Source organism: Nitrospirota bacterium, from assembly GCA_040755395.1.
GTDB lineage: Bacteria > Nitrospirota > Nitrospiria > Nitrospirales > Nitrospiraceae > DATLZU01.
Genome location: JBFMAX010000001.1, coordinates 302,994 through 329,235 on the forward strand (window position 1 = coordinate 302,994; position 26,242 = coordinate 329,235).

General features: G+C 60.8%; 27 protein-coding genes and 1 pseudogene. 4 read left to right on the forward strand and 24 right to left on the reverse strand.

Features of this window, described 5'->3' with window-relative positions; all coding sequences use genetic code 11:
* Window positions 1-30: 30 nt before the first annotated feature.
* The 4 genes from AB1555_01540 to AB1555_01555 all read right to left on the reverse strand — a co-directional run bounded on the left by AB1555_01540 (window position 31) and on the right by AB1555_01555 (window position 1,350).
* Window positions 31-324 (reverse strand): GYD domain-containing protein, encoded by a 294-nt coding sequence (locus tag AB1555_01540; GenBank protein MEW6245371.1) that lies wholly within the window; start codon window positions 322-324, stop codon window positions 31-33.
* Between the two features lie 310 nt (window positions 325-634).
* On the reverse strand, window positions 635-769 hold the full coding sequence (locus AB1555_01545; protein ID MEW6245372.1) for a hypothetical protein: 135 nt from the start codon (window positions 767-769) through the stop codon (window positions 635-637).
* Between the two features lie 60 nt (window positions 770-829).
* Window positions 830-1,183 (reverse strand): hypothetical protein, encoded by a 354-nt coding sequence (locus tag AB1555_01550; protein MEW6245373.1) that lies wholly within the window; start codon window positions 1,181-1,183, stop codon window positions 830-832.
* A complete protein-coding gene (locus tag AB1555_01555) occupies window positions 1,165-1,350 on the reverse strand; it encodes a hypothetical protein (GenBank protein MEW6245374.1) in 186 nt (61 codons plus the stop codon). Before AB1555_01555 ends, AB1555_01550 begins: the two co-directional genes overlap by 19 nt.
* 283 nt (window positions 1,351-1,633) lie before the next feature.
* Between AB1555_01555 and AB1555_01560 the strand changes: the two are divergent.
* A pseudogene (locus AB1555_01560) lies at window positions 1,634-1,942 on the forward strand (bifunctional transcriptional activator/DNA repair enzyme protein Ada).
* A gap of 45 nt (window positions 1,943-1,987) precedes the next feature.
* Window positions 1,988-2,335: a methylated-DNA--[protein]-cysteine S-methyltransferase gene (locus AB1555_01565; protein ID MEW6245375.1), complete on the forward strand. Its 348-nt coding sequence runs from the start codon at window positions 1,988-1,990 to the stop codon at window positions 2,333-2,335.
* Window positions 2,336-2,815: 480 nt separating this feature from the next.
* Here the strand turns inward: AB1555_01565 and AB1555_01570 are convergent, their stop codons facing one another.
* The 10 genes from AB1555_01570 to AB1555_01615 form a co-directional block, all read right to left on the reverse strand.
* Window positions 2,816-3,100, reverse strand: a complete 285-nt coding sequence (locus tag AB1555_01570) for a hypothetical protein (GenBank protein ID MEW6245376.1) — start codon at window positions 3,098-3,100, stop codon at window positions 2,816-2,818.
* A gap of 228 nt (window positions 3,101-3,328) precedes the next feature.
* The gene (locus tag AB1555_01575; protein ID MEW6245377.1) at window positions 3,329-4,000 is read right to left on the reverse strand and encodes a substrate-binding domain-containing protein; all 672 of its coding nucleotides are present in this window, start codon (window positions 3,998-4,000) and stop codon (window positions 3,329-3,331) included.
* A gap of 293 nt (window positions 4,001-4,293) precedes the next feature.
* Entirely contained in the window at window positions 4,294-4,653 is a 360-nt protein-coding gene (locus AB1555_01580; GenBank protein ID MEW6245378.1) for a hypothetical protein, read from the reverse strand.
* 99 nt (window positions 4,654-4,752) lie between these two features.
* Entirely contained in the window at window positions 4,753-4,995 is a 243-nt protein-coding gene (locus tag AB1555_01585) for a CsbD family protein (GenBank protein ID MEW6245379.1), read from the reverse strand.
* A gap of 81 nt (window positions 4,996-5,076) precedes the next feature.
* Window positions 5,077-5,217 (reverse strand): hypothetical protein, encoded by a 141-nt coding sequence (locus AB1555_01590; protein MEW6245380.1) that lies wholly within the window; start codon window positions 5,215-5,217, stop codon window positions 5,077-5,079.
* Between the two features lie 491 nt (window positions 5,218-5,708).
* A complete protein-coding gene (locus tag AB1555_01595) occupies window positions 5,709-5,954 on the reverse strand; it encodes a hypothetical protein (protein MEW6245381.1) in 246 nt (81 codons plus the stop codon).
* A gap of 138 nt (window positions 5,955-6,092) precedes the next feature.
* On the reverse strand, window positions 6,093-6,908 hold the full coding sequence (locus AB1555_01600; protein ID MEW6245382.1) for a formylglycine-generating enzyme family protein: 816 nt from the start codon (window positions 6,906-6,908) through the stop codon (window positions 6,093-6,095).
* A 591-nt stretch (window positions 6,909-7,499) separates the two neighbouring features.
* Window positions 7,500-8,006 carry a hypothetical protein gene (locus tag AB1555_01605; GenBank protein ID MEW6245383.1) on the reverse strand — a complete coding sequence of 169 codons (507 nt, stop codon included), beginning with the start codon at window positions 8,004-8,006 and terminating at the stop codon, window positions 7,500-7,502.
* A gap of 38 nt (window positions 8,007-8,044) precedes the next feature.
* On the reverse strand, window positions 8,045-8,209 hold the full coding sequence (locus AB1555_01610; protein MEW6245384.1) for a hypothetical protein: 165 nt from the start codon (window positions 8,207-8,209) through the stop codon (window positions 8,045-8,047).
* A 163-nt stretch (window positions 8,210-8,372) separates the two neighbouring features.
* Window positions 8,373-8,573, reverse strand: coding sequence for a hypothetical protein (locus tag AB1555_01615; GenBank protein MEW6245385.1), 201 nt, complete (start codon window positions 8,571-8,573; stop codon window positions 8,373-8,375).
* Between the two features lie 612 nt (window positions 8,574-9,185).
* Between AB1555_01615 and AB1555_01620 the strand changes: the two genes are divergently transcribed.
* The gene (locus AB1555_01620; protein ID MEW6245386.1) at window positions 9,186-10,151 is read left to right on the forward strand and encodes a VIT1/CCC1 transporter family protein; all 966 of its coding nucleotides are present in this window, start codon (window positions 9,186-9,188) and stop codon (window positions 10,149-10,151) included.
* A 75-nt stretch (window positions 10,152-10,226) separates the two neighbouring features.
* Window positions 10,227-10,949, forward strand: a complete 723-nt coding sequence (locus AB1555_01625) for a DUF72 domain-containing protein (protein MEW6245387.1) — start codon at window positions 10,227-10,229, stop codon at window positions 10,947-10,949.
* A gap of 14 nt (window positions 10,950-10,963) precedes the next feature.
* Here the strand turns inward: AB1555_01625 and AB1555_01630 are convergent, their stop codons facing one another.
* The 10 genes from AB1555_01630 to mutM all read right to left on the reverse strand — a co-directional run bounded on the left by AB1555_01630 (window position 10,964) and on the right by mutM (window position 26,234).
* A complete protein-coding gene (locus AB1555_01630) occupies window positions 10,964-12,598 on the reverse strand; it encodes a radical SAM protein (GenBank protein MEW6245388.1) in 1,635 nt (544 codons plus the stop codon).
* A 290-nt stretch (window positions 12,599-12,888) separates the two neighbouring features.
* Window positions 12,889-13,761 (reverse strand): succinate--CoA ligase subunit alpha, encoded by an 873-nt coding sequence (gene sucD / locus AB1555_01635; protein MEW6245389.1) that lies wholly within the window; start codon window positions 13,759-13,761, stop codon window positions 12,889-12,891.
* A 618-nt stretch (window positions 13,762-14,379) separates the two neighbouring features.
* Window positions 14,380-15,579 (reverse strand): ADP-forming succinate--CoA ligase subunit beta, encoded by a 1,200-nt coding sequence (gene sucC, locus AB1555_01640; GenBank protein ID MEW6245390.1) that lies wholly within the window; start codon window positions 15,577-15,579, stop codon window positions 14,380-14,382.
* Between the two features lie 111 nt (window positions 15,580-15,690).
* Window positions 15,691-17,271, reverse strand: a complete 1,581-nt coding sequence (locus AB1555_01645) for an FAD-dependent oxidoreductase (protein ID MEW6245391.1) — start codon at window positions 17,269-17,271, stop codon at window positions 15,691-15,693.
* Window positions 17,272-17,380: 109 nt separating this feature from the next.
* Window positions 17,381-18,115 carry a 2Fe-2S iron-sulfur cluster-binding protein gene (locus AB1555_01650; GenBank protein MEW6245392.1) on the reverse strand — a complete coding sequence of 245 codons (735 nt, stop codon included), beginning with the start codon at window positions 18,113-18,115 and terminating at the stop codon, window positions 17,381-17,383.
* An 85-nt stretch (window positions 18,116-18,200) separates the two neighbouring features.
* A complete protein-coding gene (icd, locus tag AB1555_01655; GenBank protein ID MEW6245393.1) occupies window positions 18,201-19,472 on the reverse strand; it encodes an NADP-dependent isocitrate dehydrogenase in 1,272 nt (423 codons plus the stop codon).
* Window positions 19,473-19,581: 109 nt separating this feature from the next.
* Window positions 19,582-21,828 carry an aconitate hydratase gene (locus tag AB1555_01660; protein ID MEW6245394.1) on the reverse strand — a complete coding sequence of 749 codons (2,247 nt, stop codon included), beginning with the start codon at window positions 21,826-21,828 and terminating at the stop codon, window positions 19,582-19,584.
* A gap of 77 nt (window positions 21,829-21,905) precedes the next feature.
* On the reverse strand, window positions 21,906-23,732 hold the full coding sequence (locus tag AB1555_01665) for a citrate/2-methylcitrate synthase (GenBank protein MEW6245395.1): 1,827 nt from the start codon (window positions 23,730-23,732) through the stop codon (window positions 21,906-21,908).
* Window positions 23,733-23,971: 239 nt separating this feature from the next.
* Window positions 23,972-25,171 (reverse strand): ATP citrate lyase citrate-binding domain-containing protein, encoded by a 1,200-nt coding sequence (locus tag AB1555_01670; GenBank protein MEW6245396.1) that lies wholly within the window; start codon window positions 25,169-25,171, stop codon window positions 23,972-23,974.
* Between the two features lie 226 nt (window positions 25,172-25,397).
* Entirely contained in the window at window positions 25,398-26,234 is an 837-nt protein-coding gene (gene mutM, locus AB1555_01675; GenBank protein ID MEW6245397.1) for a bifunctional DNA-formamidopyrimidine glycosylase/DNA-(apurinic or apyrimidinic site) lyase, read from the reverse strand.
* Between the last annotated feature and the right edge of the window lie 8 nt (window positions 26,235-26,242).

Genomic DNA, 26,242 nt, shown 5'->3' on the forward strand with positions numbered 1-26,242 from the left:
TAACGGGTACGCGGGCAAGAAACACGCGCCTTAAGCCAGTGATTCCATGATCTTCCGATAGTCCGCCTCGGGATAGGCCTTGAGCGTGGTCGTCCGGACATTGCCGGCCGAGCCGGTCTTGAGCAGGAACTTGGCCGCCGCTTCATCGTTGGGCACCTCGAAGATCAGTACCGCATCGAAAGCTCCCTGGGTCATGTAAAAGCTCTTCACCTCGCCTCCCAACTTCTGCAGCTCTTTTTTCGCCGCGTCGAGGCGCTTGGGCGAATCCTTCACCGTTCGAATCCCCTGATCCGTCCAGTTGATGAGTGTCACGAAGGCCGGCATGACGCACCTCCTCTTCCCTCGGAAAGGACCCCGGTTGGTTGTCAATGATCGTGGCGCGGGCGTTCGATGGTATACGTGCCGGAGCGAGAAAAAGGCTAGGCTTCCTGTGGGGGCGTGTCAAGAGTGGGGAGTGAGGCTGAGCGGGGCCTGTCGCCGACCAGCCTGCTCGACCTCGGACAAGAACATGGAGACCTTCAGAATGTTGTAAACCGCCCGCCGGCGGCGACGGCTCGCCCGCACGATCCCGCGCTCGCCCGGTCGCTGATTCTGGAGGAGCTGTTTGCTCTGTTGCTCTATCAAGTGTTCCGGGTTAGGAAAGAGAGGCGAGGAGCGTGGTGCATTCCTCGGCCAGGCCCAAGGCTTCGGCCTGGGTCGCCAAGCTCTCCCGTTCGACGGCGCTTGGCTGGCGAACCGTGACAATGTCCAGAGCATCCTGGAGGTCCACCGGCCTCCCTGCATAAAGCTTCAAGAGCACCAGCGCCTGCCAATTCACCACCGGAACCGGTCAGTCCAGAACGGAAACGATGTCCACGCGTCTGAAGACGATATCAGCCCATTTCGGTTCGAACACGATTAACTGGACAGGAACGACGTGTTCGCCGACAGAAACCTCAATCCGGAACACACCGCTCAACGGATCGTCAGGATCGCCTGGACGATATCCGGCGTTCAGGTCGGCGGCAAGCATAGCGGGATCGGCGGCGCCGAGAGCCACCGCCAGGTCAATGTCGTGTGTGGCTCTGGGCTTTCCCCAGACCGCGACGGCGAATCCGCCGACCAGCGCGTAGGACTGCACGAGCTTCCGCTCTCGCGCCTGGTCGAGGCGTCGCGTGATCTCGATCAGTGCTTCGCGGAACACGTGCGCTTCAACTCGAAGCAGAAGTCGGAAAGTTCGAGGGCCAGCAGGAGCCGCTCCTCGGGAGTCATCCGCCGAGCCGCTTCGATCTTCTGGCCGGCGAGCCACCCGCTGAGTCGGCTGTGCCGCCTCCGGCGCGTAAGGGTGGGGAGAAAGAACCGGCGATTCATGGCCGGGATTATACACAGATTACGATAGGAAATGGAAAATGAGTGGAGCGGTGAGATGGGGCCCGGCATGAGTAATTGAATCTGCCCATTTGAGATATTGCTAATTTGGCAGCAAGAATCGGATGGTGCGCGTCACTGTATCAGAGGTAGGATGACTGTGCCGGGCGAGGGTGACGAGATGAACGACCGACTGTTGCCGGTGAGTCCAGACCGTGCGTGGGAAGCGGTTCTGACGCGCGATCGCCGGTTCGATGGCGCGTTCGTGTAATGGGTCGGGCTTTCTCCGAAAGCGTATCGAGATATGCGGAGAATGGAGCGTTTCAAAACATCGTTGAAGCGAGGTGAGACCGTGACGAATGCCATCTACGAGGCGAACTTTGGTTCGAGCGGCCGCCTGTATGAACGCGTGAATTCGGACCTGGGCATGACACCCTCGGTGTTGCAGTCAGGTGGAGCCGGGGTGACCCTTCGCTTTGCAACGGCTCCGACTCCCGCCGGCCGGATGTTGGTGGCGATCACGGAGCGGGGCATCGCGACCGTTCGACTCGGGAATACGGACGCTTCATTGATCGCGTCGCTTCAACGAGATTAGCCGAGGGCCATCCTCCGCCGAGATCCGTTCGGATCGAAGCCGTATGTGGATGGAATCTTCCACCGTCTCAGTGGAACAGGCCAAGCTCATCGGCTCCCGTTCGACCTCCACGCGACCGCATTTCAACGGCGGGTGTGGAAAGCCCTCCAACGGATCCCATACGGACAGACTCGTTCCTATCGTGAAATCGCGCGAGCGATCGGGCAGCCGGCTGCAGCCCGGGCTGTCGGCAAGGCTTGTGCGGCCAATCCCGTCGCGGTCGCCATTCCTTGCCATCGGGTTATTCGGGAAGATGGACGGCTCGGCGGCTATCGGTGGGGCCTTCAGCGAAAGAAACGGCTCCTCGCCCTCGAACAGGAATCGGCAGGCCCGGTGCGCAGGAATTCTTCGTGAGCACGAGACCCAAAGTGTACCGGGAAGTCTTTCCTCTATTGCTCATCTCGTTGTGACGGGTGATTCCCTGTGACTCCTAGACCTGATCCGAAATTCTTTCCGACCTTGAGCCCTCTATTCTCTTCGCCCCCATTGGGGGAGAGGCTGCGGTGAGGGGGTGCTTTTCGGATACCACCCTCACCTGTCTCCTCTCCCTCCCGCGCGAGGGAGAGGATCCTTTCGGGAACCGGGGAAAGGCATTGTTGCCGAGAGAAATATTTTCGGATCAGGGCTAGCCTTCCGCTGATTGTCGGTGAGTAGTCGTGGCCCGTTGGAGCGGTCCATTGTAGGAGAACCTTAGGGCGCAGAGGCTCCCGCTCCGGCTCGAAGCCTGCCGCAGAATTCGCGCACTTGGGTAAAACCATCCCTTTGAATCGGCAATAGTCCCGGCAAGACTTCTACTTCTGATGAGGGAAGCGGAAACTTTTGAGCGGACAGGCGTTAACAACCCGACATAGACTGAGTTCTAATGATCCCCTCGGCATCGATGGTAAACACTCTCCGGCATGTATAGGTTTCAAAGAACCCGTTTTTCCAGAAACTGATATAGGTCATGGTCCGACCGGCGCCCTCTATGTCGGTTTCTTCTGAAGGTTGCCCCCACACGCGGATCAATTCACTCCCATCGTGGCCTATCCAGCCGCGCATGGAGTCGCTTGGGTCCGAACAGGCGGCAGCGAAAAACATGACCAGACCCAAGATTGTGGCGGACGTGATAATCATCATGGGATCTCGCCCTTTTTCACCTGGTTGGGTTGGTGGGCCTTCCATCCGGCCCGTGAGGGCAAGTCCGTCGGTCCGGATGACCCGTCTCTCGCGGCCGGTTCGGTGTTCGCCTTGCTCCCCAGCGCAGCGGCGTTGCCCAGCGCATGGCCGTCAGGCCGCCGTCGTCCAGTACGAGGCGCACCGCCAGTCGAAGTGGGCAGAGAACGGTTTGTGCACGGCCGGCGAGGGCTATGGCTTGGGGCCTTGCTGTGGCTGCTGCGCGTCCGATGGGTTGAAAGGGGTATACATCTCGCTGATAATGTCTTGCCCTTCTTGTGACAGAGCAAATCCGGCGAAAGCTTCAGCCACAGGGTTCGGCTCTTTTCTCGAGAGCAGAAGAACCGGGCGCCGAAGCTGATACCGTCCGTCTTTGACAGGTTGCGCGCCCGCCTCGACCTGGTCGATCAGCAGCACATGGACATCAACTCCGTACTTCATCGCGTCGAGGGCGACTCGAAGCGAGGTATAGGTCACCGCCGAAAGGTTCCCTGCCACCGTGCTCATCGCGGTCTGGTCAGATCGAATCACCTTGGCCGATTTGGGAATCTGCCCTACGATCCCGAGCGCCTCCTCAAAGCTGTGGCGGATATGCTGGTTCTGCGGACGGTCGATCAGTTGGATGGCGCTGCCCTGTCCGTTCAGCTCCGCCCACTGTGTCACCTTGCCCGAGAAGATGGCGGCCACCTGTTGGATGGTCAGTTCTTTGACCGGGTTTCCAACGTAGACGACCACCGCGATTCCGTCCCAGGCGATAGGGATCGCGGCCAAGTCCGGATCCTGTTGCCCTGTCACGGCGACATGCGCTTCCCCCGACTTCACCATGCGAACCGCGTCCTGATCCTTGTCCCACTGGATCTCCACGACACTCCCGAAGTGGCCCCTCTCAAACGCCCGAGCCAGCCTTCGATGATCGGGAGTTCAGGGCCGTTCCCGACGATGATCATCGAGCCGGCGAAACTCGGCGCAGCGATTGACAGCAGACCCGTGCTCGCGGCCAGGAGCACATTCAAGACCGTAACTCCTCTCGTGGACATAGGAAACCCTCTCATGCGTCTAATGCATCGCGCGTCCAACGCGTCCAACCGGCTCGTCATGTCCGAACTCGTCGGTCCCGACGCCCTGTTCCATGGAGCGGCCTCATCGGGCTCGGCTCATCAGCGCCACGTGCGGTGGCGCTCGCTCACGTGCTCCACTCCGCCAACCTTCTCGATCTCCCAGGTGACATCCGGCGGTATCTCCACAATCTTCAGCGCCGCGCCGTGCCCATTGGCCTCGACGCCCAGTTCTTCCACCACCTGCACGAGCTTCTCATCGTCTCGGGGAATGAGCAGGCCGCACTGATTCAAACTCGGCTCTTGCGGCGTCGCCCCTTGGGGCCAATACGCGCCCAGGTCCGGTTCCTTGAGCGCCTCCGGTTGCCCCAATTCTCGCAGCCGCAGCAGGGCCCTATGGCTGAGGGAAAATCCTCCGTAGCGCTGATCTCCATAGCTCGTATTGATCACGATCTTTCTCATGGACTGATCTCCCTCTCTCAGTTCTGCTCTGCCTCCCGGGCGCCTCGGTCGGCGGTACCGGGATTCCGCCGTCTGACCGCGATGGCGCTCGGGACCCGATCAGGAACTGGACGTTGCCTCTTCATACTCTTGATACTGTCCGGTCCACCGGGCGTACCAGCGATTCGCCCACTTGCAGACCTCTTCTTTTTGCAATTCGCCGTACCGCTTCTGGATGGTTCCCTTGAACTTGTCCAGATCGCCCGCGATCTGGAGGAGGTCTTCGTCCGTGATCCTTCCCCACTGCGTCTTCAGCGCGCCCTTGAGTTGGTCCCAACTCGCTGTGAATGGCTCCTGGTTCATCTTGCCCTCCTGTGTCTGGTGATGTCTTCTGCGCCGGATCCTCCGCCAACGTCTCCGCAGCCGGGGAGGAGATGAGGGCGACTAGTCCCGGTCGGGCCACTCCTTGTAGTCGTACACGTAGGTGTACAGCGTCACCGCGACCACAGCTCCGCCAAAGAACAGCGCGGCGGCGGTGAACGGAGAGTGCGTGACCCACTGAACAAAGGTCTGGATGGCACTCATGATGCTCCTCTGTGTTGTCATTCGACTGCGGAAGAAGGATGGTCCCTACGCGCACGACGCGTCCGCATGCCTCGATGCACCCGGCCGGTTGACCGTGCCCTCCTGAGAGGCGGCTCCCCGGCTTATGGCTTCTCCTCCCGAATGGAAGCCCACACGGCCGCCCCCCAAGTCAGCAACATGATTCCCAACAGCGCGAGAATCGGATACATCCCGTTCACCGTTCTCTTTCATGAGTACGTTGGAATGTCAGGAGTGTCCTTCCCCAAACACCGATCGTGTGATCAACGCCGGGCGATTGCAACGAACCACGGGGAAACTCTAGCGTAGAAGCGGCGGAGACCGGGGAATCAGTCGCGCAGGGAGATAGCAAAAAGCGCGAAAGATAGGACAGTCGGCGTGGCTCAATACGTCATGGTTTCACGCTACGCGCAAAGGACAATGGAGTCAAGCAGTATTATCGGGACTTGGATAGCTTCTCCCTCCACGGGACCTCAAGACCTCAGATCACGAATCAGTTGCTCCATCTCGCCGCGAATCTGTTTCATGCGGCTCGGATCTTCTATGAAATCAAACAAATCATCCTCGGACAGAGGAAAGCACAGGGATTTCTCTTCGTTCATAATGGTAATCTGAAAGAAACCGTGTTCCGTCTCTTCGGGAATCTTGCACACGAGCCGAGGATTCATCATACGCACCATCTCGCTCAGCTTCTGCTTGGCTTCGTCCAGATCAGACATGGGTTAGGCCCTTCCCTCACTTGGTATGTCATGACATATCCACTTCCCCCTGCCGCTAACTTTTCCCCAGCCTCGTAAGAGGACGACTGTTTTCCCGACAGCAGGATGATATCCCGTTGCCATGAAGAGGGCACACGACTAGAAGGCGTCTTGGGCGCACCGGATCCCCGCGTAGAGGACCTTGTCCACAGGCAAGTAGCTCTCCCGAGTTGTTGAATTCAGGTCGGTCGGTGAAGCCCTAAACGACCCGCCTCGGAGCACCTTCTGGTCGCCGCTGGCCGGCCCCTTCGGATTACTCTTCGGGCTCGTGGCGTAATACTTCTCATCGTACCAGTCCGCCACCCACTCCGACGCGTTCCCGGCCATGTCGTAAATCCCATAAGGACTCTGGCCGGTTTCATAACTGCCCACCGGCCTGAGACTGTCACTGTAGGTATGGCGTGTAACGAGCTTGTTGTAATTCGCCAGCGTGAAGGTCGGGTCGGCATCGCCCCAGGGGTATGTGCGTCCATCCGTCCCTCGCGCCGCTTTTTCCCACTCGGCCTCGGTGGGCAGGCGCTTGCCGACCCAACGACAGAAGGCCTCTGCTGCCCTCCATGTGACTCCGATCACCGGCCGATCGCCGTCATAGGGCAAGTTGACTTGCTCCCACAACATCGGCACGAGCCTCGGCTGATTGTGCCCGGTTGCGTTCAGGAACTTCGCGTAACGTGCCGTCGTCACCTCGTACTTGTCGATATAGAACGCGTGAAGATACACCTCATGAGAAGGTTGAACCTTGGAGCCCGTCGGGCTCCCCATGATAAACGTCCCGTCTGAAACCCACACCATCGGAGCGCCGTGCTTGCGGGCCTCCGCCTCAGCCGCTCGGCGACTTTCCGCCAACGCCGGCGCAGCGACGTCGATCGCGACCAGCCCGGCTAGGATTGTCAGCAGTCCGGCGACGCATAGCATGGGAGACCTCCGCGTGAGATGGAGTTTCATCTTTTCCAGGAGACCGGCAATCGGCACAGACAGTTTTCGGGACCTTGCCAGGGTCTCGACCTCCTTCGCGAAGGTTGACAGGCTCAGCGGCTTTGTTCGAACCCGGCTCGCGAATGAACTCCGTCGGCCTTGTCATTCAGCGATTCCGGAAGAGCGCCTGACGGTTCTCGCTTTCTCTCGCGCTTCGAAGAGGAAGGTTTGAGCTTCGTGGGTTTTTCCCCTTTCGGGGCGTGCGGCAACTCGACCATGTAGGTTCCTTCGCCCACTGATGTCACGCACACCTGTCCGGTCCGGCTCATGCGATCGACTGCGAGAAAGACCTGGTTCCACGTGACACCCGACAAGCTCAGCACCAAGTCATCGAGCTGACAGCCGGGAGCGCGTCGCACGGCTTCAAGGATCCGATCGGCAACAGTCTCTTGTGGTAACATGGCAATCCTTTTCTCTCTCAGGCTTCCCAGCGTCTCGCTTCGCCGAGACCATCCCTCTCATCCGACCTCTCTTGGTCTCAGGGCAAGGACGGGATGAGGGGATGGTCTGAAGGCACAGACCAACGCATTTCTACTGCGCTGAGCCGGGTCTGGGCACCTCCGTCCCATACTGCCCGGCCGCGGACCTTGGCACCGCGATCCCGTACTCATCGAGCGGTGTGACCATCTGCGCGAAGTTGGTCAACTCTTCCGCCGCGACATCGCTGATACCATGATCCCGCTTGGCGAGCATTCTGAAGAACGCGCCCATCTCGGCTTTCACGGCTCGGCGATCTCCACGGCCCAGCGCGTTCCGGACCAGGTCCAACTTCGCCAGATAAGGGGAAAAATCGGACGCGGGATAGTTGGTTTTGTAGATGCCCAGCGAGTTCCTGATCTCATCCACCCAGGTGGATTGCGCCGGAGCAGGCCGGACCGAGGACATCTCCGGTTGCGCGGAGGGCCGCGTTCCCATGATCTCTGGAATCCCCGATCCGGGAGACTGCTCCGCTGCATAGGTTGACAGTGGAGGGAGCCACGACGTCAGTGTAAGCGTCGCGAGAATGACCGTGCGACCGATGAACAGATCGGTTCTCATGATGCGTTTCTCCTTTTCTCCATTTCTCCATGTTCGCGTTATGCTGCTTTCTTCCTCGTCGTACGAAGATCGCCGACGGCGGTCTCCCTCTTGCCGGCGCCGGCTGACTGGGAGGCTATCAGCGCCCAACCTGACACGACGAGGGCAACGATGACCCCCGCGACCGCGATCGACCCATCGATGACAGAACTCACATTCTCCATTTGCATTCACCTCCTTTTTGCTTCGGCGTCTTGTTCGGAGTCTCAGGGGTTGACGCTTCCTCGGAGGCCCCGGCATGAAGCGCGCACCCCGTCATCTCGTCTGTCCAACCACCGGTCATGACCCTGGATCCTGGCGCCCGAAGCGAGATCGGGCTTCATTCGTTCAATTGTTGGACTCCGCGAGCTTCGGCCGGCCGGATACCGCCACCACTGCGCCGGGAAGACGGGCCCGGCTCCGAATCGGCTCGTGGTGACCTTTTCGATTGGCTTCGATACCGGGGTCGGTGGCCTCGCCGCACAGCAGGCATCGCCACCCCGAGATCGTCTCGCCGCTCGCCGTTTCCTTCATTCTGACAGGTATCATCAAGCCGTCACACCGTGGGCAGTGCATCTGTTAGCCTTTCCGGGCTCTGGCCCGCACGCCGTTTGCGGTCACGATACTTTCCTCAACGTTCGCCCCCATACGATGCAGGCATAGTGGGAATATTTCGGTTCCCTCCGGAAGCGGCGTAGCCAGAATGTTTTGATCTGCGACCACAGTCCGTTCATGCCTCGTCTCCTTCAACCAACGACGGTCCCGGGTCTCCTTCGATCACTCCGCAAGTCTTGCCGACGAGTGCTTCGCAGAAGACACGGACGGCCATTCCTGTTTTCAGCTCACGAAAGATGCAAGGACCGGCGTTCAACGCCGGGGAATGCCGCGCTTCAAAGAAACTCTGGCGGAGAAGCGACGGAGACCGGGGAATCGATCGCGCTGGGAAGGATCAGGAAGCGCGAAGGATAGGACAGTCAACGAAACTCGACACGTCAGGCTTTCATCCTACGCGCAAAGAGCAGCCCGGTCAAGCCGCATAGAACGCGTCCGGGATAGTTCAATGATTTCATAGGCTCTCGGAGGCGCCACGCGTACGCCGCTCCCGGTTCTCCGGCCTGACTCTGGTATAATCCGCTCAACTTTTCTCCTCGAGGTCCGACAATGGGGACTCTTCACCGCCATGATCCCGAGCTCGCCCGGACGCTCATCCTGGACGAGCGGTTCGACCTGTCGCTCTATCGAGCGCTGCGGGAGATCTCGTCCGATGAGGACGCGAAGAAAGTGCTCGATGAGTTGATCCAGGTGGAAATTCAGCATCTGGCGTTCTGGCAGAAGTTCTTCGATTCCACGTTGGATACCCTCGATCTTGGCCGGCGCGTGAAGCTGCGCGTCATCGTCCTGGCGTGCCGGCTGTTCGGAACCACGGCGGTCCATCTGATTCTCGAAGCGATCGAAGTCTATGGCGTGCGGAAGTATCTCGCGCTCTGGAAAAGTTACAAGGGCCAGCCTTTGGGCGAGGCGCTCGAAGGCATTCTCATGGACGAGTTCAAACATGAGGACGCGCTCGTCACGCAACTGACCGAGCGAAAGATCAACGCGGAGAAGATCCGGAACATCTTCCTGGGATTGAACGACGGGCTGGTCGAAATCCTCGGAGCCGTGAGCGGGTTCTTCGGCGCCTTCGGCGACGCCGTGACGGTCTTGATCGCGGCCTCGACGACCGCCGTGGCGGGCTCGCTCTCGATGGCGGCCGGCGCCTTCTTGGCGTTGAATTCCGAGAAGGAGGTGAAATCGACCGAGTCCTTGAAGAAGCAGTTCTTGGGGAAGGCGAGCGGTTCGACCGATATGGAGGAACAGCCCTTCGGGTCGGCCGTGGTCGTCGGCTTGAGCTACTTTATCGGCGCGCTCGTGCCGGTCTTGCCGGTCCTCTTCGGCGCGACGAATGCCTTGTTTTCCGTGCTGACGGCCGGTCTCGTCATTATTGTCGTCTCCACGATTCTCGCCTTCCTGTCCGGCATGAATGTGCGGCGCCGGATCGTCATGAACCTCGTGATCATCACCGCGGCCGTCACCATTACCTATGCCATCGGTATCGCGGCAAAGACACTCTGGGGCATCTCCGTGTAAAGCTGACGGCTGAGGGCTGATAGCTCATAGCTGGCAGCTCATAGCGAATAGCTGGTAACCGGCGGCGGCTCGTCCATGGCCCACATCTTCATCGGCCTCTCCGGGTATTCTTACAAACCCTGGCAGGGACCGGGGCGCTTCTACCCGGAAGGTCTGAAATCGTCCGAGTTCCTTCGCTACTACGCCACCCGCTACCGGACCGTCGAGCTTGATGGAGTCTGGTATCGCCTGCCGACCGAACAGACCGTTCGGTCGTGGATCGAGCAGACTCCCTCGACCTTTTTCTTTGCACCCAAAGCCCATCGCCAGATCACCCACATGTCCCGGCTGAAGCCGGAGGCGCTGTCGTTCGCGCAGCTCATGCTGGACCGGCTGGCGCCGCTGGCTGAGAGCCGGCGTCTCGGCCCGATCCTGCTGCAACTGCCGCCGAACCTGCGACGCGATGATGCTCGTCTTGCCGATTTCCTCGGCAAGCTGCCGCAGGGCTTTCGCTGGGCCGTCGAGTTTCGCCACGACTCGTGGCGCGTGGCCGAGGTAGAAAAGCTGCTGACACAGCATGGGGTCGCCTGGGCGGCCGCCGATACGGATGAGCAACCGGCTGAACGTCGCGACACGGCCGGTTTCTGCTACGTCCGCCTCCGTCGCAGCGCATATGACGAGACGGCGCTAGCCGAGTGGGCCGAATGGCTGGAGAAGGAGGCTCAAGCCGGGAAAGAGTGCTTCGTGTACCTCAAACACGAAGACGAAGGCTCGCCGTGGGTGTGGGCTGATCATCTGCTCCGACTTGCGGGAAGCTGATCGTCGATCGCTCATCATCGAGCCGAGACCATGGGCAGTTCCCTTGGACCCTCCGCCTCGCTCTGAATGCGCAGGCGCTCGGCCGCCGACTCCTGCAGCACGTGGTTGAGCATGTCATCCGTCAGTTGCGTGAGGTGGGCCGCAGCGTCCTTCATCGCTCCGTGCTCAACGGCGCGCGAGAGGACCTCGGCCTTCGTCGCCCCTTTCTTCTGTCCGAGGAACGGCTTGATGATCAGATAGGCCACGTCTCGTACCGGCATATAACGGAGAAAGCGCCGCAGCAGCTTGAACGTTTGCATCGGATAATGCAGCAGCTTGTAGAGGAACAGCCGCCGCAACCCGACACGGCGCTCATCGTTGATCACTTCGCCGGGGAGGCAGGTCGGGTCGATCTCGGAGCATTTGAAGTACTTGTACCAATCGGTTGATTCGCTGACCAACCCGCGCTTGACATATTCCTGCCACAGCGGCGTCCCGCGATACACGCAGAGGCGATTGAACCCGAAGGTATCGAGCGGAATTCTCGCGGCAAAGTCGAAAGTGGCCTTCACTTCTTCAGCCGTCTCATCCGGATTGCCGACGACGAAGAACCCGTGCACGATCTCGATGCCGGCCTGCTTGGCGTTCCTGACCGCCGTCTCGGCTTCCGCCAGCGTCTGCTCTTTCTTTAACCGATCGAGCACCTTCTGACTGCCGCTCTCGAGTCCGAACATCAGAGTCCGGCAGTGCGCTTCGGCCATGGCGGGGAACAGATGCTGCGCGACCGAGTCCACCCGTCCCTCGCAGCCCCACTGAATCGTAAGGCCATTGTCGTTGATGCCCTTGCAGATCGCCTCGATGCGTTTGGGCTGCAGCAGGAAGTGATCGTCCACGAAATAGACCGAGCCATACCCGAGATCCTGGAGATGCTTGAACTCCTCCACGACATGCTGCGGACTCCGGGAGCGCCACTTCCCTTCATTGAAGATCGGAATATCGCAGAACACGCAGGGCCACGGACAGCCGCGCGAGGTCTGCATGGTGGTGAACCGTTCCATGGAAAGCACCGCCGGCACGTCCAGCGGCATGGATTCGACGAAGTCCAGCGGCAGGCTTTCGCGGTCGGGAAACGGCCACTGATCGAGGCGGCGTTCCATCGGCCGGTTCGGATTGTTCACGACACGGCCGTCCTTCGCCCACGTGAGCCCTCCGACACCCTCCGGATCGTCCAACCGTTCCACGAGATCGAGGATGAGCTGTTCGCCGTCGCCGCGGCAGATGAAGTCCACTTCGGGACATTGCAGCTTGACCAGCGGGGCATTGAGGCTGGCGAACACCCCTCCGAACGCCAGCTTCACCCTTTCATTCGTCGCGCGAATCTGGCGGGCCAGGATCTTCGCGTAGGGGTAACTGGTCGTGCTGAGGAAGCTCAACCCGACAAGGGCCGGCCGCCGCCGCCTGATTTCCTCGACGATGACCTCATTGGGCGTCTCCGGATTCGCCTGGTCGAACATGACGCATTCATGGCCCGCTTGCTTCAGCACGGCCGAGAGCGACATGATGCCGATCGGAGGGAACCCCATCACCCGGATGTGTCCGTTCTTTGCACGAGTCTTGGCCGGGAGGGCGTAAAACTGCGGGTCGCGGACGTGGACCAGGAAGGTGAGCATCGCGGCCTCCTCTCTGTGTTAAGGACAGGAACCGGGGCTCCGTTGTGTGCCGCCGAGTCTCCGAGGGGAGGCCGATCCTATCTCTGTGAGGTTGGAATTGACCTGAATGGCTCTTGCGCCGACCGGGTTTTTCCCATCAGCGCCGAACGCCCTGTCGTGAATCGTTGACGGACCGGAGGCTGTGTGGCCTCATTGATGCGCTGAGGGTAACACGATTGAACGTGCGGGGGAAGCAAATAGTGCAGACGTGGAACAGGTGGATTGGGACGTATTCAGTCGCTGCGCATCAATCAGCGATTCAGCGCAGCTTTCACGGTCGCGCCGATTTCGGCCGGGTTGCGGACGACGCGCACGCCGGCGGCTTCGAGCGACGCCATTTTCTCGGCGGCCGTGCCTTTGCCGCCGGTGATGATGGCGCCGGCGTGCCCCATGCGGCGGCCCGGCGGCGCGGTCAGGCCGGCGATGAAGCCGATCACCGGTTTGCGGATGTGCTCTTTGATGTAGGCGGCGGCTTTTTCCTCGGCATCGCCGCCGATCTCGCCGATCATGACGATGGCTTTCGTTTCTGGGTCTTTCTCGAACAGCGGCAGGACGTCCACGAAGCTGGTCCCGTTCACGGGATCGCCGCCGATCCCGATGCAGGTGGTTTCGCCGAGCCCCAGCGTGGACAGTTGATGCACCGCCTCATAGGTCAAGGTTCCGCTGCGGGAGACCACCCCGACGACCCCGCGCTTGTGGATGAACCCCGGCATGATGCCGATCTTGCATTCATCGACCGTGATGATGCCGGGACAATTCGGCCCGATGAGCCGGACATCGCGCCCGCGCAGCGCGCGCTTCACGCGGACCATGTCGTTCACCGGAATCCCCTCCGTGATGCAGACGATCAGTTTGATGCCGGCATCGGCGGCCTCGAGGATCGCATCCGCAGCGAAGGCCGGCGGCACGAAGATCAACGAGGTGTCGCACTGAGTCTTCTTCACCGCCTCGCGGACGGTGTTGAAGACGGGAATGCCTTCCACTTCCTGTCCCGCCTTCCCCGGCGTCACCCCCGCCACCACCTGCGTCCCATACGCCTTGCACTGCGTCGCATGAAACGATCCCTCTTTCCCGGTAATCCCCTGCACCACCACGCGGGTGTTCGTATCGACTAAAATGCTCATGTCGGATTTCCTACTCTAGGTTTTTAAGTCGGAATCTGACTCGCAGTTGCCTAAGTTTCTTCACTCTGGTCCAAATATTGTTCATGGCATCCTTTATGCCACACTCGTCTGAAGAGGAACCCTCCGACTTCCTCAGGAAATTGCTTCTCAACCTCTAGGTCGGGATCTCCCTCTCTAACAGTCACTCCACAGTACGCACATAGATGAGCCCAGCCGTGAAGCTTTGAAAGTTGAAAACTGTCGTCCATTGTATTCAGGTCTCTCTGCTTTATAAGCCGCACAGGGCGCGGGATCTGGTTCGCGAATTATGCGGAAGATCGGGTTACCGATGGTTCCCGTCACCCTCCCCTCTCCCCCAAGGGGGCGAGGGGCGAAAATTGGAAGCGGTCGGGCTGCGAGGCTCTTGGAGCGTTATCAGAGCACCGTTGGGTCACCGCTCTTGCTGAGCCGGAGCGGTCGTGTCGCAGACGCGGCGGCGAGGACTGTTTGAGCTGCGTCTCCCGAAGGGAAGGACACAGCGAGTTCCGCAGCCGAGCGGAGGCGAAGCTTAGAGCGGTCAACGGTGCTCTGTGGCTGCAAGCGGAAAGAGCCTCGCTGCCCAGGACCCACCACAACAACTCACGCCGTCGCCACCGCCCTCTTCCGCTTCTTCCCCGTCATCGCCACGATCTTCTGCGCCGCCTCCCACAGATCCGTCGCCACATCGACTTTCAGCCCGGATTCGAGCAATAGCTTCCGGCCTTCCTCCGCGTTCGTCCCCTGCAGCCGCACGACGACCGGCACCTTGATGTTCACTTCTTTCGCCGCCTCGATGACGCCGTGGGCGATCCGCTCGCACCGCACGATGCCGCCGAAGATGTTGATGAAGATGCCTTTCACCTTCTTGTCCTTGAGCAGGATGCGGAATCCCGCCGCGACGGTCTCCTTGGTCGCTCCGCCGCCCACGTCGAGAAAGTTGGCCGGCTCGCTGCCGGCCAACTTGATTACGTCCATCGTCGCCATCGCCAGCCCGGCGCCGTTGACCATGCAGCCGATGTTGCCGTCGAGCTTCACATAGTTGAGGTTGTTGGCGCCGGCTTCGATCTCGAGCGGGTCTTCTTCATGCAGATCGCGCATGGCCTGCACGTCCGCATGCTTGAACAGGCCGTTGTCGTCGAAGGACACCTTGCCGTCGAGGGCGACCAGCTTTTTGTCCGTCGTGATGACCAGCGGATTGATTTCCACCAAGGATGCGTTCTTTTCCATAAAGAGCCGGTACAGGTTGCCGAGCATCTGGACGAATGGATTGAGCAGGGTCGGCTCAATGGACGGCAGGCCCAGTCCGAACGCCAGATTGCGGCCGTTGTAGCCTTGGAATCCGACCGCGGGGTCGATCGGCTCTTTGACAATCTTCTCCGGCGTGTGCGCGGCGACCTCTTCGATCTCCATGCCCCCTTCCGTGCTGGCGATGAACACCGGCCAGCCGGAGTCCCGATCGACCAGCAGGCTCAGATAGAGCTCCTTCTCAATCCCGGCGCCTTCTTCGATGAGAAGCCGCCGAACCTTGCGGCCCTTCGGCCCCGTCTGATGGGTGACCAGCGTTTTGCCGAGCAGTTCCTTGGCGAGCGCCGGTACGTCGGATGGATTCTTCGTGATCTTGACCCCGCCGGCCTTGCCGCGCCCGCCCGCGTGAATCTGCGCCTTCACCACAAAGACCGGGCTGTTCAACTGCGCGGCCCATTTCTCCGCCGCCAAGGGCGTCTTGATCTCTTTCCCGCGCGGCACCGGCACGCCGAACTGCGCAAACAACTGCTTGGCCTGAAATTCATGGATGTTCATGGTTCTCCTCAGAAAACTGCCTGCGCGACGGGCGGGACTGGCCCGAAAGGCGGGACTGGTTGCAATTTATGGCAAGTCGCGCCTTTCTCGCGCTTCGCGTATGTCTCGCTGTTACTCCTTTTTCGCGTACGCCGGCAAGACCATCGGCGAGACGACGGAGAAGGACGCTCCGTGTTTGCGGGCTTCGGCGCGGAAACGGGCGAGATGGTCCAACGTCAACTTGCCCTGCGACATCGAGGCGGCCCGTTGCGCCGCCGTCGTGCCCGAGCGCTTCCCGAACACCATCAGATCCAGGAGCGAGTTGCCCATCAACCGATTGCGTCCGTGCAGACCGCCCGATGCTTCACCGGCGACGAAGAGGTTCCGCACCTCGGACTCGCCGTTCACGTCGATCTTCACGCCGCCGTTCTGGTAGTGCAGCGTGGGATAGATCAGCACCGGATCCTTGCTGATGTCGATCCCGAAACGTTCGTACTGGCGGACCATCGCCGGGAAATGCTTTTCGAGCGTCCCCGGCCCGTGCTCGACCTCCAGCAGCGGCGTGTCCAGCCAGACGCCGACCCGGCCGGACATCGTACGGATGCCTCGCCCCTCTTCGCACTCGCGGATAATCGAAGAGGACACGACGTCGCGGGTGTCCAGCTCGTTGACGAACCGCTCGCCGCGCGCGTTCACCAGGTGACCGCCTTCCGATCTGATGCCTTCCGTCACCAGCGCCCCCGCCAATTGCTCCGGATAGACGGCCCCGGATGGATGGTACTGGAACGTATCGATCTGCACCAACTTGGCCCCCATCCGATAGGCCAGGCAGAGCCCGTCCCCGGTCGCGCCGTAGTGGTTGCTGGTCGGGAAACCCTGAATATGCAGCCGCCCGATGCCGCCGGTCGCCAGGATCACTGTTTTGGCCGCGACGACGATGAACCGCTGGTTGTCGAGATCCCGCAGGACCGCGCCGGTGCAGGCGCCATGATCGTCGCTCAGCAGTTCGACGACGGCGCAAAACTCCAAAAGCTGGATCTTCCGGTTCAACACCTCGTCCTTGAGCACCCGCATGATCTCCAGACCCGTATAGTCGGAGCAGGTCAGGAGCCGGGGTTTGGAGCTGCCCCCGCCCCTCTTGACGTGCAGATTGCCGTCGGCGTCCCGATCGAAGAGCACCCCCAACTCGATCAGCCACTTGGCGATGGACGGGCCTTCCTCCACCATCACCTTGAGCAGCCGGTGGTCGTTCTGCATGTGCCCGCCCTTGAGGGTGTCCAGGAAGTGTTGGATGGGCGAGTCTTCCGGCGCGACGGAGACCTGAATGCCACCCTGGGCCATCACGCTGTTGGAATCGCCGAGGCGGAGCTTCGTGGCCAGGATGACTTTCGCGCCTTGCCCGTGCGCGTGCAGCGCGGCCGCGCACCCGGCCCCGCCTCCGCCGACGACGAGCACATCCGTCGTGTAGGCCGGAGTCAGGTCGAGGTCGTCCGGAACCGGGCTGTCGCCTTCGAGCAGGGCGGCCAATTCCACGACCGTCTTCTCGCCGGCGTTGGGGCCGAATCGGATTGCCCGGTATGCGCTTTCGCGGTAATCGGGATGATACTTTTTGATCAGCGTGTCGCGCTCGGCGGGCGAATACTTGGGCAGCGTTTGGGTGCGCCGAAAATCGCGGGTCTTGTGCACGATTTGCTGGAGAACGTGGATGTCCATTCGTTACCGACCCGGCGCGAGACACGTGGCGAGAGGCGAGCGGTAAGAAGGACCGCACACGCTGATTCTTTCGCCCATAGCCTCTAGCCCCTCGCCTCTCGCCTAGAATCTATTTCAGTTCGGCGCACGCCTTCGCTAGCTCTTGGTCGTTCATGTTCAGGATCTTGTTCCACTCCGCGTCGTAACGGCCTTCCTGGATTTCTTTGATCCGGCGGTCAAGCCGCTCCGGCTTCGGAGTGAAATGAGCGCCCTGAACGCGGCTGACGTAGAGTGCGACGAAATTCGGCGCGATGTCGGCGATGCAGACCGGCGCGCAGAGCCCGCACATGACGCAATCCATGAACATCTCGGATACGCCTTTGAAATCGCCGAACACCGCCTTCCATACCCCCTCCCGAACATCGATTTTCTGAGGACAGGCTTCGGTGCAGGCGTTGCAGTTCCGGCAGAGGGGCGCTTCCGGGTAGAGATTGAAGAGGTCTTGCTTGGGGTCCTCTAGTTTGGTGATGTCGTAGGTGGCTTTCCGGGCTGGAAACGGCGGCACCATGGAGAACGACATGCCGTCTTCGACCGCCGTCTGGCAGGCCAAACAGGTCTTCACCTTGGGGTCATCTTTCGTCCGATAATAGGTCGCGCATGCGCCGCAGAAGCCGCCGAGACAGCCGGCTCCGCGGACGACTTCTTGTCCCGTATACCAGAGCGCCTTGATGACGGTGATTCCTTCCGGCACCTGATACGTCTTGCCGGCGATCTCGACCGTCACCATTTTCGGCCGGAGGATTTCCTCCTGGTCGATGACGTTCTGGGTATCGTAATCGGCCGCCATCTTATCTCGAACGATCACTTCAGACCGTGAAGCGTGATGCGTAACGCGTGACGGGTAACGAAATCCCTCGGATCTCCAACCCATCACGCATCACGTGTCACGCCTACTCCATGTTCCTGATGATCTCCGTCCCGTACTCGGAGCACTTGATTTCTTTCACATCCGTCCGGCCTTCTTCTCTCATGAGGCGGGCGAAATCGTAGGTGACCGTGCCGTTGGCGATGGTCTTGGACATGCCCTTCTCGATCAAGCGCGCCGCTTCGGTCCAGCCCATATACTCCAGCATCATGACGCCGGATAGCAAGACCGCCCCGGGATTGACCTTGTCTTGCCCCGCGTACTTGGGCGCGGTGCCATGGGTCGCCTCGAACCAGGCATGGCCGGACACATAGTTGATGTTGGCGCCCGGCGCGATGCCGAGGCCGCCCACCTGCGCCGCAAGGGCGTCGGAGATGTAGTCGCCGTTCAGGTTCATGGTGGCGATCACGTCGTACTCCGCCGGCCGGGTCAGAATCTGCTGCAGGAAGTTGTCCGCGATCGCGTCCTTGATCAACAGCTTCCCGGGAGGCGGATTGCCGCCGCAGTCGTCCCAGGCGACCGTCTTGTCCGGGAATTCCTTCTTCGCCAGTTCATAGCCCCATTTGCGGAACGCGCCCTCGGTGAATTTCATGATGTTGCCCTTGTGCACCAGGGTCACGCTCTTCCGCTTGTTGGCCAGCGCCCAGTTGATCGCGGCCCGGACCAGACGGTGGGTGCCTTCTTCGCTGATCGGTTTCACCCCGATGCCGGACGTCTCCGGGAACCGGATCTTCTTTACGCCCATTTCCTTCTGCAGGAAGTCGATGACCTTCTTCACCTCGGGCGTGCCCTTCTCCCATTCGATGCCGGCATAGATGTCTTCGCTGTTTTCCCGGAAGATCACCATATCGACCAGGTGCGGCTTCTTCACCGGCGCCGGCACGCCGGTGTACCACTTGACCGGGCGCTGGCAGACATACAAATCGAGCAGTTGCCGAAGGGCCACGTTGATGCTGCGGAACCCGCCGCCGACCGGAGTCGTCAGCGGCCCCTTGATTCCGATCATGTATTCCTTGGAAGCGACCAGGGTGTCGTCGTGCAGCCAGGTGTTTTCCCCGTAGATTTTGTTGCACTTCTCGCCGGCGTACACTTCGAACCACTCGATCTTGCGCTTGCCGCCATAAGCCTTTTGCACCGCCGCGTCGAACACGCGCACGGAGGCCGCCCAGATGTCCGGCCCGGTGCCGTCGCCCTCGATGAACAGCACGATGGGATTGTCCGGGATGTTGAGCTTGCCGCCCGGTCCCATCGTGATTTTTTGCCCCTTCGTCGGTGGTGTCAGTTTCGCGTATCCCATCTCCTCACCTCTCCCTTGATGATTGAAGGATGTTTGTGGTGGCCTGAGCCCGATGTCCAATGCCAAGGTCGCCACAACCTCCCGCACCGGACCGCGAAGCTGTTGGTGTTCAACTCAGAGCATTCAAGGCCGACCCGGCCTTGAACCATCCGATCTGCTGCTCCGTCATGCTGTGGTTCGCCTGGATGGCGATCTCTGTTCCATCCGGCTTGTGGATGATCACCCGGACGGGCTTCCCCGGCGCCAGGTCCTTCAATCCCATGACGCTGATCCGATCGTTCTGCTCGATCTTGTCGTAATCGGCCGGGTCAGCGAACGTCAGCGGGAGAATCCCCTGTTTCTTCAAATTCGTCTCGTGGATGCGCGCGAAACTCTTGGTCAGCACCACCCGGACGTTCAGATAGCGGGGCGACATGGCCGCATGCTCGCGGCTGCTCCCCTCGCCGTAGTTCTCGTCGCCGACTACGACCGATCCGATGCCCTTCGCCTTGTAGCGTCGGGCGATCTGCGCGATCGTGAGCCCAGACTCGCCGGTCAGCACGTCGGTGCCCTTCCCCACCTCCGGGTAGAACGCATTGTTGGCGCCGAGGAACATGTTGTCGCTGATCTTGTCCAGGTGGCCGCGGTACTTGAGCCACGGACCGGCCGGCGAAATGTGATCCGTCGTCGTCTTTCCCTTCGTCTTGATCAACAGGGGCAGTTTGATAAAGTCCTGACCGTCCCAGCGCGGGAACGGCCGGAGCAACTGGAGCCGCTCGCTGTCGGGCGGAATGTCCACGGTGAGCGCCTCGCCGTCTTCAGCCGGCGGAACGTAGCCTTCTTCGCCTCTCGCAAAGCCCTTCGCCGGCAACTCTTCGCCCTGCGGAGGCTCGAACTTGAACTCTTTCCCGTCCGCCCCTTTCAGCGTTCCGCGTACCGGATCGAAGGTCAGATCGCCCGCGAAGGCATACGCCGTCACGACTTCCGGGCTCGCGAGGAACGACAGCGTCTCGTTGATGCCGTCGTTGCGGCCGGGGAAGTTCCGGTTGAACGAACTGACGATCGAATCGGCCCGGCCTTTGACGGCGTCCGCCCGCTTCCACTGACCGATACAAGGACCGCAGGCATTGGCCAGGACGGTCGCGCCCATCTGCTCGAACGCCTCCATGAAGCCGTCCCGCCTCATCGTGTGGAAGATTCGCTCGGAGCCGGGCGTGACCAGGAACGCGGTCTTCGCCTTGAGCCCCGCCTTCAAGCCCTGGCGCGCGATGTGGGCCGAGCGGCTGATGTCCTCGTAGGACGAGTTGGTGCAACTGCCGATCAGCGCCGCTTTGAGTTCGACCGGATAGCCTTTTTCCCTGGCTTCCGCCGCCATCTTGGAGATCGGTCTGGCCAGGTCCGGCGTGTGCGGCCCGACGACGTGAGGCTCCAGCTTGGAGAGGTCGATTTCGACGATCTGGTCGAAGTACTTCTCCGGCGACTGCAGCACTTCCGGATCGGCGGTGAGCAACTCGCGATTCGCCAGGGCCAGGTTCGCGATATCCGCCCGATCGGTGAGGTTCAAATAGGCCACCATCTTCTGGTCGAAGGGAAAGACCGAGGTCGTGGCGCCCAGCTCGGCGCCCATGTTGGTGATCGTGCCCTTGCCCGTGCAACTGATCGTCTCGGCGCCGGGTCCGAAGTACTCCAGAATTTTGTTCGTGCCCCCCTTCACGGTGAGCAGGCCGCAGATGTACAGAATCACGTCCTTCGGGGACGCCCAGCCGTTCAATTTGCCGGTCAGCCGGACACCGATCAGCTTCGGATGTAGCACTTCCCAGGGCAGCCCGGCCATGACCTCGCCCGCGTCGGCTCCGCCGACGCCGATCGCCAGCATGCCGAGACCGCCCGCGTTGGGCGTGTGGGAATCCGTCCCGATCATCAACCCGCCCGGGAACGCGTAGTTTTCGAGGACGACCTGGTGGATGATGCCAGCGCCGGGCTTCCAGAATCCGATCCCGTACTTCTTCGCGGCCGAGGCGAGGAAGTTATAGACCTCCCGGTTTTCGTCCATCGCGCGCAGCAGGTCTTTCTGCGAGCCGACTTCCGCCCGAATCAGGTGGTCGCAATGGATCGTGCTGGGCACGGCGACCTTCTTCTTGCCGGCCTGCATGAACTGCAGCATGGCCATCTGCGCCGTCGCGTCCTGCATCGCGACCCGATCCGGCCGCAACGCCAACATGGCCTTGCCCCGTTCCCACACCTGCGTGTCGAAATTGTCGGCGTGCGACACGAGAATCTTTTCCGTCAGCGTGAGCGCGCGGCCGAACTTCTTCCGCGCCTTGGCCAGCTTCTCCGGCATCGACGCATACAGTGTTTTGGCTATTTCCAGCGACATGGAACTCCTCTCAGCTAAGAGCGAATAGCTCATAGCAAGCAGCCAAAAGCTATTCGCTGTTTGCTATTCGCTACTTGCTATTTCAGAGGCGGCACCTCGCGCCGCTTCGGCGCGGCATAGTTGACCAGATAATCGAAGAGCCGGATCAGCCGGCTCTCCTGGCGCTTCTGATCGACCCAATGCCCGATCAGGCCGATCGTCCGAGCCAGGATGAAGAAGCCGTTCAGGCTGTCCACCGGGAAGCCCAGATCCACGAGCACGGCCGCCATCGTGCCGTCCACGTTCAGGATCAGGTTCTCTTTTTTCGCCGAGGTCACCTTTTCGACCTCCAAGGCGAAGTCCAAGTGCGGCGTTTTGATGCCGAGGCTCTTGACGTATCCGACCAATTCCTTCACCCGCTTATCCGGGTTTCGCACGCTCTTCACGCGATGGCCGATGCCGGGAACCGGGCCGACATTTTGCTTCATGTACGAAAGGAACTCGTCCACCGTCATCTTGTTGTCCACCGCGTATTTGAAGTAACGCCCGGCGTCGGTGACGGCGCCGCCGAATCGAGGCCCGATCATGATCAACCCGGCCGCGACCGCCTGCGACATGCCGATGCCGGCGCAGGCCGCGATGATCGTGGCGAGCGCGCCGCTCACGCAGGGACCGTGGTCGGCGGACAACATGATGATCCGCTTGATGATCTCCGCTTCCTGCTTGGAGATAAGCCGCTTGTCCCACAGGAGACCGATAATGTGGGGAATATCGTAACCTTTGTTGATCAATTCCGAGGCAGGATAGCCGTCGTACAGCGGTTCATCGCCGCGATCGTCGCTGATCGTGGTCTTGATCAGCGGCGCCACCATGACTTCGCCGGTCTTCATGGCTTCGTCGACGGTCTTGGGGAGCTTCGGGAGATCGGCCGGGCTCAAGTCGGGGATCGGCACGACCTGCCCTGTCCTGACGAACTCTTCGTACACTTCCTTGATGGACGGACCCAAGGCGCCGAAGGTCGGCGGGACGATCGCACCGGCCTTCTTGAGCGCTTCGGACTTCGAGCGGGCCGACCCTTCGCCTTTCAGCCCCTCTTTTGCCCCGGCGTGGCCGAACTTCATGCCCTTGGGCAGGCTTTCCTGGCAGAAACCCGACACCACCGCCAGGAGTTTGATCCGCCGCTTCTTCGCGCCGTACCACTCGGCCGCCCGCTCTTCCAAATCGCCGCCCATCTCCCCTACGATCACGACCGCCTTCGTCTGAGGATCCTGTTCGAACATTTCCAAATACGTGACGTAATCCGTACCGGGATAGGCGTCGCCGCCGATGCCGATCGCGGTAGTGATGCCGTCCGCGAACTGGGAACAGATCCAGATGATCTCGTTCGAGAGCCCGCCGGATTTCGTGATGACGCCGAAAGAGCCTTCGCGATAGAGCTTGCAGGCGACGAGGTTGTCGAACGCGCCGCCGATGACGCCGAGCCGGCAGGCGCCCGCCGAAATGATGCCGATCGAGGAGGGTCCGTTGAAGATCTTGCCCAGCTTGACCGCGTGACGGCCGAGCAGCTTCGCGTCCTTCTCAGGCACGCCTTCCGTGATCATCGACACGAGCTGAATCCTCGGATCGTTGAGCGCCTCCATTCCCGCGGCAAGCGCCCGGTCGGCGCCGATATAAACGAGACTCGTGTTGATCTGCGGATGGTTGGCGGTCGCCTCCGCGACGCTCTTGTAGACCGGAATCGTCAACAGACCGCCGCCGTAAGGCACCTCGTTGGTCTTGCCCGCGTCCGGCGGATACACAAATGCGTCCACGTTGAGCGGGCGCTTGATCATGTAACAGAACTCGGCCATGCGGCGTGCGGCGTTCAAGCCCGCAGCTCCACCCTGGATCACCACCCGGGTGTCTTTGTTCGCAAGAATACTCATCGGGATCTCCACTGTGTAGAAAATAGCAGTCAGCTATCAGCCGTCAGGTTCACCCTCACGCTCCCCTCCCCCTTCAAGGGGGAGGGTCTCGGGGAGGGGGGTTTTCATGCTGCAGGGTGAGCCAAGGGCTCATGAAGACTTCTTAAAAACCGTGACGGGTCACGAGTGATGAGTGACGGGCGGAAGAGACGGAACGTCTACTCCAGCGCTTTCCACTACCACTCATCACGCGTCACGCATCACTTGTTTTGGAGCGCCATGTCGACGATATCGGTCAGCGGCGTGTGGCGGTCGAACACGTGGATGTCGAACCCTTCGTCCTTCAACGCGCGCATCGCGTCGAGCCCCTCTTTCTCGCGGGGCCCGCCGCGGCGGACCCAGATTTTCACCCCGTTCAACTTGCCTTCGGCCTTCGCCTTCCGGAACCCGGCGATGATGCCGCCGAACGTCTTCTTGACGTCGGTGAAGTTCGCGATCGCGCCGCCCACGATGATGTTCTTGATGCCGGGCAAGGAACAGACTTTTTCCGTGAGGACTTCGACGGCCCAGTCCGGCGGATCGCCGGAATATTCGGCGTAGTTGGCCAGTTTTCCGCCGCGGGCGACCACGGCATCCGAATAGTAGACGCTCGCCCCGCCGCCGGCCGGCAACATAGCGGTATCGCCTCCGGGAATCTCGATGAATTTCACCGAACCCTTGATCTTGGCGTCCACCGCCATCACTTCCAATTCGTTCTTCGTATACGGGCGTCCGAATTCCGCGGCGAATTGGAAATTCCAATCGGGATGTCTGAACTTGGCGTCCCCGTCGAGCAGAGTCACCGCGTCGAGCGCGACGAATTCGCCGTCGCTTTCCCGCACCACGACCGGATTCACCTCGAGGTATTGCGCATCTTCGTTGTCGAAGCAGGCAAACAACTTACCGGCGAAATCGGCGACTTTCTTCGCGAGATCTCCCGTGAAACCGGCTTCCTTGGCCAGCTTCTCGAGCGCATCACGGGGGGGCGTCGTCCCGATTTCGACCGAGAGCCGCTTCACCCGATCCCAATTCGATTCCACCTCGATTCCGCCGCAGTTCGCGACGAGAATATCGGCGCCCTCGCGGGTGGATTTCACCGCCACATAATATTCCTCCTTGTGAGGAATCATTTCCGACACGATGACTTGGGACACCGTGAGGCTGCCCACCTGGCGTCCCAACATCTCCTTGGCGGCCGCCTCCGCACCGTGGAGATCGAGGCCGACTTTCACGAGCCCGAGCTTGAAGCGGGAGCCGAGCGCTTCGTGAGCCTTGACGACCAGTTTCGATTTCTTGAGCCAGTCATTGGCCTGGCCGAGCTTGGCCAGCTCGTCAACCGAGGTGACAACGACATAGTTGGGAACCGAAATGCCCCACTTCTTCATCAGCCCCATTCCCGGGCCCTCGAGCACTTTAGCCATAAGCTGCGACTCCTTTTGCCAGCATCAGAAAACCAGCGGGGGGCTAGGGTAGCGGAATCTCGTACCGGCCTCAATCCTCCAAAGGGCCTACCGAACGGGCTCAGAAGTCCTACCCGCCTCCTGACCAGCCGGGGAGACCGCTAAGTTATTGAATTCCTAAGGCAGGGGAATGAAGAGTCTAAGGAAGTTGGCTCGGCGTAGTCAAGGAGGAAATTCGAGGAGAAATTTACGACAGGTTTTTTCGCTGACACGAGGGACAATAGAAGGAACTGCGTTCGCCTCGCAATCGCCTGATACGTCGGCCGCAGCCGTTCGGGCAAGGCTGGCCTTCCTTCCCGTACACAAGATGTCGCTGCTTGTACCGTCCCTCTGTTCCATCCGGGGCAAAGAAATCCCGCACGCTGGAGCCCCCATATCTGATAGCCTCTTCCAGCACTTCCCGCACGGTTCGATACAACCGCTCGGCGGCAGGCCTGCGCAGCCGGTTGGCAGGTCGATAGGGGTGAAGGCCGGCACGAAACAAGATTTCGTTCGCATAGATGTTGCCGATGCCGGCAATCACCTGCTGGTGCATCAAAAGCGGCTTGAGCCGCCCGCGGCGAGCGTGCAGGAGACGAACGAACTCTTCCTTCGTCATGTCCAGAGGATCGAGGCCAAACCGCCTGGCGATGAAGCGGTCCAGCCCTTGTCGATCCAACAAGTAGATCCTTCCGAACCGCCGGGGATTCCAGTAGCGCACCTCTGGCTCCGCTCCATCGTCCAAATACAGCGTGAAATGGGTATGCTGGGGAAACCGTTGGCCGGATGTCCTGAACAGGAAGCGCCCGGTCATCCCGAGCTCCCCGACGATGTACCGAGTTTCCTGACCGCGCGACAACGAAAACACCACGCTTTTGCCTCTCCGTTCCACCGCGGTAATCCGGGCGCCGCGATACCATCCTACCGTGGACAAGCCTTCCCGCACGATGTCCGCGCGGCCCACCCAACAGTCCTTGACGCTGGCGCCTACGATCCGGCTTCGGAGTTGACAGGCGGCGACTTCCGCTTCCGGCAGTTCAGGCATGAAGATAC

Bases quoted from the DNA above. Each gene is read 5' to 3' on its own strand.
- AB1555_01540 (MEW6245371.1), bottom strand. From the start codon at position 324: ATGCCGGCCTTCGTGACACTCATCAACTGGACGGATCAGGGGATTCGA.
- AB1555_01555 (MEW6245374.1), bottom strand. From the start codon at position 1,350: ATGAATCGCCGGTTCTTTCTCCCCACCCTTACGCGCCGGAGGCGGCAC.
- AB1555_01570 (MEW6245376.1), bottom strand. From the start codon at position 3,100: ATGATGATTATCACGTCCGCCACAATCTTGGGTCTGGTCATGTTTTTC.
- AB1555_01580 (MEW6245378.1), bottom strand. From the start codon at position 4,653: ATGAGAAAGATCGTGATCAATACGAGCTATGGAGATCAGCGCTACGGA.
- AB1555_01585 (MEW6245379.1), bottom strand. From the start codon at position 4,995: ATGAACCAGGAGCCATTCACAGCGAGTTGGGACCAACTCAAGGGCGCG.
- AB1555_01590 (MEW6245380.1), bottom strand. From the start codon at position 5,217: ATGAGTGCCATCCAGACCTTTGTTCAGTGGGTCACGCACTCTCCGTTC.
- AB1555_01595 (MEW6245381.1), bottom strand. From the start codon at position 5,954: ATGTCTGATCTGGACGAAGCCAAGCAGAAGCTGAGCGAGATGGTGCGT.
- AB1555_01600 (MEW6245382.1), bottom strand. From the start codon at position 6,908: ATGCTATGCGTCGCCGGACTGCTGACAATCCTAGCCGGGCTGGTCGCG.
- AB1555_01605 (MEW6245383.1), bottom strand. From the start codon at position 8,006: ATGAGAACCGATCTGTTCATCGGTCGCACGGTCATTCTCGCGACGCTT.
- AB1555_01610 (MEW6245384.1), bottom strand. From the start codon at position 8,209: ATGGAGAATGTGAGTTCTGTCATCGATGGGTCGATCGCGGTCGCGGGG.
- AB1555_01615 (MEW6245385.1), bottom strand. From the start codon at position 8,573: ATGATACCTGTCAGAATGAAGGAAACGGCGAGCGGCGAGACGATCTCG.
- AB1555_01620 (MEW6245386.1), top strand. From the start codon at position 9,186: ATGGGGACTCTTCACCGCCATGATCCCGAGCTCGCCCGGACGCTCATC.
- AB1555_01625 (MEW6245387.1), top strand. From the start codon at position 10,227: ATGGCCCACATCTTCATCGGCCTCTCCGGGTATTCTTACAAACCCTGG.
- AB1555_01630 (MEW6245388.1), bottom strand. From the start codon at position 12,598: ATGCTCACCTTCCTGGTCCACGTCCGCGACCCGCAGTTTTACGCCCTC.
- sucD (MEW6245389.1), bottom strand. From the start codon at position 13,761: ATGAGCATTTTAGTCGATACGAACACCCGCGTGGTGGTGCAGGGGATT.
- sucC (MEW6245390.1), bottom strand. From the start codon at position 15,579: ATGAACATCCATGAATTTCAGGCCAAGCAGTTGTTTGCGCAGTTCGGC.
- AB1555_01645 (MEW6245391.1), bottom strand. From the start codon at position 17,271: ATGGACATCCACGTTCTCCAGCAAATCGTGCACAAGACCCGCGATTTT.
- icd (MEW6245393.1), bottom strand. From the start codon at position 19,472: ATGGGATACGCGAAACTGACACCACCGACGAAGGGGCAAAAAATCACG.
- AB1555_01660 (MEW6245394.1), bottom strand. From the start codon at position 21,828: ATGTCGCTGGAAATAGCCAAAACACTGTATGCGTCGATGCCGGAGAAG.
- AB1555_01665 (MEW6245395.1), bottom strand. From the start codon at position 23,732: ATGAGTATTCTTGCGAACAAAGACACCCGGGTGGTGATCCAGGGTGGA.
- AB1555_01670 (MEW6245396.1), bottom strand. From the start codon at position 25,171: ATGGCTAAAGTGCTCGAGGGCCCGGGAATGGGGCTGATGAAGAAGTGG.
- mutM (MEW6245397.1), bottom strand. From the start codon at position 26,234: ATGCCTGAACTGCCGGAAGCGGAAGTCGCCGCCTGTCAACTCCGAAGC.